General features: G+C 68.3%; 3 protein-coding genes and 2 pseudogenes. 3 read left to right on the top strand and 2 right to left on the bottom strand.

Annotated elements, in window-relative coordinates; genetic code table 11:
• Window positions 1-97 precede the first annotated feature (97 nt).
• Window positions 98-232 (bottom strand): annotated as a pseudogene (locus tag KN815_RS45820) (glycoside hydrolase family 48 protein); the annotation flags it as partial.
• Window positions 233-678: 446 nt separating this feature from the next.
• Here KN815_RS45820 and KN815_RS45815 point away from each other — a divergent pair.
• Both KN815_RS45815 and KN815_RS45810 read left to right on the top strand, forming a co-directional pair.
• Window positions 679-1,382 (top strand): annotated as a pseudogene (locus tag KN815_RS45815) (cellulase family glycosylhydrolase); the annotation flags it as partial.
• Between the two features lie 50 nt (window positions 1,383-1,432).
• Complete coding sequence (locus KN815_RS45810) at window positions 1,433-2,746, top strand: glycoside hydrolase family 6 protein (RefSeq protein ID WP_253209660.1); 1,314 nt, start codon at window positions 1,433-1,435, stop codon at window positions 2,744-2,746.
• Between the two features lie 74 nt (window positions 2,747-2,820).
• Here KN815_RS45810 and KN815_RS45805 read toward each other — a convergent pair whose 3' ends face one another.
• Window positions 2,821-3,867: a LacI family DNA-binding transcriptional regulator gene (locus KN815_RS45805; protein ID WP_216347713.1), complete on the bottom strand. Its 1,047-nt coding sequence runs from the start codon at window positions 3,865-3,867 to the stop codon at window positions 2,821-2,823.
• A gap of 279 nt (window positions 3,868-4,146) precedes the next feature.
• On the opposite strand from KN815_RS45805, the gene KN815_RS45800 reads away from it, so the two are divergent.
• A complete protein-coding gene (locus KN815_RS45800) occupies window positions 4,147-5,487 on the top strand; it encodes an ABC transporter substrate-binding protein (protein ID WP_216347711.1) in 1,341 nt (446 codons plus the stop codon).
• Window positions 5,488-5,572: the final 85 nt, after the last annotated feature.

The following is a 5,572-nucleotide window of genomic DNA, read 5'->3' as shown; positions in this document are numbered from 1 at the left end:
CCGGGTCCGGTGCGGGGGCGGCGGAGCGGGCCGCGCGCTGAACGGCGCATGAGCGGCGGGGCCCCGGCCCGGGAGCCCCGCCGTCGCGCGATGGTGACTACTCGAAGAGGTCCGCGTACGACCCCATCGCCAGCGCGATATCCGCCTGGGCCCAGAACCGGTGGTACGTGAAGCTGGGCACCGCGCCTCCCTTCAGATACGCCTCGACCTTCGACCAGGCCGGGTCGTTCTTGCAGTCGACCCCGCACTGGACCGCCGCGGCGTGCGCGGGGGCGCCGCCCGCCGTGGTCATGGCCACGGGGAGCGAGAGCGCGGCGGCCAGGGCGGTCACCAGCCGTCGCATGCGCCGTCGTGCCCCTGAGAGCCGTGCGCCGGATAAGGGGGAGCCACGCTGTACGCGCATCGGGGGACCTCCTCGCGGTTCGTGCGGGTGGTGGGGGAAAGTGCGAACCAGTGGGAGCGCTCCCAAGGTTCGTGTCGGTCTGATGAGGTGTCAAGTCTTTGAACAACACCGGGTGCTCAGAGGTCTTCTACCGATAATTCCGTGAACGGGAACTGTTGACATGAGCCCGCCGAGCGCTACCTTCGCTTCAACCAGTGGGAGCGGTTCCAGCAGTCAGCGCCGTATCGAGCGGCGCTTGGACCTCAAGGAGTCGCTCCATGCGAGCACCCCCACGCCTTGTCGAACTCCACTGGTCCCACGGCAAATACACCGGAGGGGACACCACTGCCCCGGCACCGAGTACGCCACCTGCCAGAAGCCGATGCCGGGCGCGCAGTACACCCCGGCCTTCTGGACCTCGGTCGCCCAGACCTTCAGAAGCGACCAGGCCGTGGTCTTCGACCTGTTCAACGAGCCGTTCCCGGACCGCGCCACCTCCGACCTCACGGCGGCGTGGAAGTGCTGGCGCGACGGCGGCAACTGCCCCGGAATCGACTTCCAGGTCGCCGGAATGCAGACCCTGCTGAACGCCGTAAGGACCACGGGCGCCAAGAACCTGGTCCTGATCCCGGGGGTCGCCTACTCCAACGATCTGCGCCAGTGGCTGACGTACAAGCCCAACGACCCGGCGGGCAACCTCGCCGCCGCCTGGCACACCTACAACTTCAACACCTGCTCGAGTGAGAGCTGTTTCGACGAACAGCTCGCCCCGGTCATCGCCCAGGTCCCCTTCGTGGCGGGCGAGATCGGCGAGAACACCTGCTCCCACGGCTATATCGACCGGGTCATGGCCTGGCTGGACGCCAAGGGCGCCTCGTATCTGGGCTGGACCTGGAACACCTGGGACTGTTCCTCGGGCCCGTCTCTGATCAGCGATTACAACGGCACGCCGACCAACTTCGGCGTGGGACTCCGTGATCACCTGAAGGGAATGCGATGAGCCGCAGAATCCGAATGGCGGGCACTTTGCTCGCCGCCTCCGCACTGACCATGGGGGCGCTGACCGGTGTGGCGTCCGCCCAGGTGGACAGCGGCAGGGCGGCCGCCGCGAAGGTCGACAACCCGTACGCGGGCGCCAAGGTGTATGTGAACCCCGACTGGTCGGCGAAGGCCGCCGCCGAACCCGGCGGCAGCAAGATCTCCAACCAGCCGACCGGCGTCTGGCTGGACCGCATCGCCGCGATCAACGGCACGGGCGGCGCCATGGGGCTGCGCGCCCACCTCGACAAGGCGCTTCAGCAGTCGGCCGGCAGCCCGACCGTCGTCCAGTTAGTGGTCTACGACCTGCCCGGGCGTGACTGCTCCGCGCTGGCGTCCAACGGCGAACTGGGCCCGACCGAGATCGACAAGTACAAGACGCAGTTCATCGACCCGATCGCGGCGATCCTCTCCGAGTCGAAGTACGCCAACTCCAATCTGCGGATCGTCACCACGATCGAGATCGACTCGCTGCCCAACCTGGTCACCAACACCGGCGGCCGTCCCACCGCGACCCCGCAGTGCGACACCATGAAGGCGAACGGCAACTATGTGAAGGGCGTCGGCTACGCCCTGAACAAGCTGGGCGCCATCGGCAACGTCTACAACTACGTGGACGCCGGGCACCACGGCTGGATCGGCTGGGACGACAACTTCAACGCCACCGCCCAGGTGCTCAAGCAGGCGGCGACGGCCGAGGGCAGCACGGTCGACAAGGTGGCCGGCATCATCGTCAACACGGCCAACTACAGCGCGCTGAAGGAGAACAACTACACCATCAACGACTCGGTCAACGGGACCTCCGTGCGCCAGTCGAAGTGGGTGGACTGGAACCGGTACGTGGACGAGCTCTCCTTCGCCCAGGCGTTCCGCCAGGAGCTGGTCAACGTCGGCTTCCCCAGCAACGTCGGCGCCCTGATCGACACCTCCCGCAACGGCTGGGGCGGCAGCGCCCGGCCCAGCGGCCCCGGCGCGAAGTCGGACGTGGACACATACGTCAACGGCGGGCGCTACGACCGCCGGATCCACATCGGCAACTGGTGCAACCAGTCGGGCGCCGGACTCGGTGAGCGACCCAAGGCGGCACCCGCGGCCGGGATCGACGCGTATGTGTGGATGAAGCCCCCGGGCGAGTCGGACGGCTCCAGCTCCTCGATCCCGAACGACGAGGGCAAGGGCTTCGACCGGATGTGCGACCCGACGTACACCGGCAACCCGCGCAACGGCAACAACATGTCGGGTGCGCTCGCCAACGCTCCGCTGTCGGGCCACTGGTTCTCGGCCCAGTTCCAGGAGCTGCTGAAGAACGCCTACCCGGCGCTGTAAGCACACGGCCCGTCCCCTGAGGTGGGGCCGGTGGTCGCGCGATACGCGACCACCGGCCCCACACGCTTTGCCCCTCAGGAAGACTCCCGCCGCACCAGTTGGGTAGGAAGTACCATCTGCGGCCGCTTGGAGGTGCGGTCGGACAGCCCCTCGATCTCCTCCAGCAGCACCCGCACCATCGCCCGGCCCATCTCCTCCGTGGCCTGCCGGACGCTGGTGAGCGGGGGGTCCATATGGCGGGCGACGGCCGAGTCCTCGAAGCCGACCAGCGCCACATCGTCGGGGACGCGGCGCCCGCTCTCGCGCAGCACCTGACGGGCGCCCGCGGCCATCACGTCCGAGGCGGCGAAAACCCCGTCCAGGTCCGGGCGCTGGTCGAGCAGTTGGCGCATGGCCCGGCGGCCGCCCTCCTCGGTGAAGTCCGCGGACGCCACCAGCTCCGGTTCCACCTCCCGGCCCGCCGCCCGGACCGCGGCGCCGTAGCCCTCCAGACGGCACTGGGCGACATACATGTCCAGCGGTCCGGTGATGGTGGCGACCGTCGAGCGGCCGCGGCCGATGAGGTGTTCCACGGCGGACTGGGCACCCCCGGTGTTGTCCGAGTCCACGTACGGGACGGATTCATGCGCCGAGCGGCGGCCGCTGAGCACCGCGGGCATCTCGATCCGCTCCAGCAGGTCCGGCAGCGGGTCGTCCGCGTGCACGGAGACCAGCAGCACCCCGTCGACCCGGTGCGCGGAGAGGTAGTCCGCGAGCCGCTGCCGTTCCTTGGGGGTGCGGATGAGGGTGAGCAGCAATTGCAGATCGGTGTCGGCGAGCTCGGCGCCGACGCCGCGGATGATGTCGGAGAAGTACGGTTCGGCGAAGAGCCGGGTCTCGGGCTCGGGGATGACCAGTGCGACGGCGTCGGCACGGTTGGCCGCGAGCGCGCGGGCCACCCGGTTGGGCACATAGCCGAGTTCGGCGACGGCCTGTTCGACGGCGGTCCGGGTGCGGTCACTGACCCGCGGCGAACCGTTGATCACTCGGGAGACGGTGCCGCGGCCGACTCCGGCGCGGGCCGCCACTTCCTCGAGGGTCGGCCGTCCCCGCCCCGCGCCATGCCGCCGCGTTCCTGCCATATCGCGCCTCCAGCCGTCCGTACCCAGCAGCTCCAACTCCCCAATGGGCGGCTGCGGAGTCATTCAACAGCAGTGTGGTTTCGGGAAGTTGTTTCGCGCACTGTCTTGACACCCCTGCGGGGAGCCGCGACCCTTCAACACATCACCGCTGGGAGCGCTCCCACAGTACCTGGGCCATACACAACCCGCACGATGTCCACCCGGCTCGATGCATCTCAAAGACCCATGTATCGGTACTTATTGGCCGGAAGCCGTTGGGCGGGGCGCTAGGAGGACGGAATGCGTAGGAGCACTGGTAGTCACCGCAGCAGAGCCGTGGTCCTCGCGGCCGTCGCCGCTTTAGGAGCCGGAGTGCTCAGCGGCTGCGCCGACGACGGCGACGACGGATCCGCCGGCTCGTCCGGCTCGTCCGGCGGCGACAGCAAGGGCAAGACGGTCGTGACCGTAGGCACCTACGGCGTCATGGGTTTCAAACAGGCCGGGCTCTATGACGAGTACACAAAGCTGCACCCGGATATCAAGATCGTAGAGAATGTGATCGAACCGGCCTCCAACTACTACCCGCAGTTGCTCACCCATCTCGGCTCGGGCAGCGGGCTCGCCGATATCCAGGCGGTCGAGGTGGGCAACATCAATGAGGTCACCACCACCCAGGCCGACAAGTTCGTTGATCTTTCGAAGGCGGACGGCGTCAAAAAGGAGAACTTCCTCGGCTGGAAGTGGTCGCAGGCCACCGCCAAGGACGGAAAGATGATCGGCCTCGGCACGGACGTGGGCCCGATGGCGATCTGCTACCGCAAGGACCTCTTCCAGCAGGCCGGGCTCCCGGCCGACCGTGACGCGGTCTCCGAGCTCTGGGCGGGCGACTGGCAGAAGTACCTCGACGCCGGTCGGGACTACGCGAAGAAGGCGCCGGGCGGAGCCGCGTTCCTGGACTCGGCCGGCGGGCTGTTCAACGCGGCGGTCTCCGGCAGCTCGGAGGTCTACTACGACAAGAGCGGGAAGCCCATCTACAAGGACAGCCCGGCCGTCAAGAAGGCGTGGAAGCTGGCGACCGACGCGTCCGCGGCCAAACTCTCCGCGGGGCTCCAGGAGTTCACCAAGCCCTGGCAGCAGGCGCTCGCCAACGGCAAGTTCGCCACCGCCTCCTGCCCGGCCTGGATGCTCGGCCAGATCAAGGAGTACGCCGGGGACAAGTACAAGGGCAAGTGGGACGTCGCCGCCGCCCCCAAGCCCGCCAACTGGGGCGGCTCCTTCCTCTCCGTGCCGCAGGCGGCGAAGAACAAGGACGAGGCGGTCAAGCTCGCCACCTGGCTGACCGCGCCCGAGCAGCAGGCCAAGCTCTTCGAGAAGCAGGCGAGTTTCCCCAGCGCCCAGGCCGCGTACGACCTGCCCCAGGTGGCCGACGCCAAGCTCCCCTACTTCAACGACGCGCCCATCGGCAAGATCTTCTCCCAGGCCGCGAAGGACAGTCCGACGCAGGTCCTGGGCCCGAAGGACGCCGTCATCAAGCAGAACTTCACCGATGTCGGCCTGCTCCAGGTCGAGCAGCAGGGCAAGTCCGCCGACGAAGGCTGGAAGGCCGCGATCAAGACGAACGACAACGCGCTGGATCAGTGACCCGGACATGACCGCACCTTCCGGTTTCACCCCTGATACGGCCGCGCCCCCCGCAGGGCAGGGGGGCGCGGCCCCGCGCGCCGCG

Origin of the sequence: Streptomyces niphimycinicus, from assembly GCF_018883605.1 — a bacterium.
Lineage (GTDB): Bacteria > Actinomycetota > Actinomycetes > Streptomycetales > Streptomycetaceae > Streptomyces > Streptomyces niphimycinicus.
This window is presented reverse-complemented; position numbering and strand designations above follow the sequence as displayed.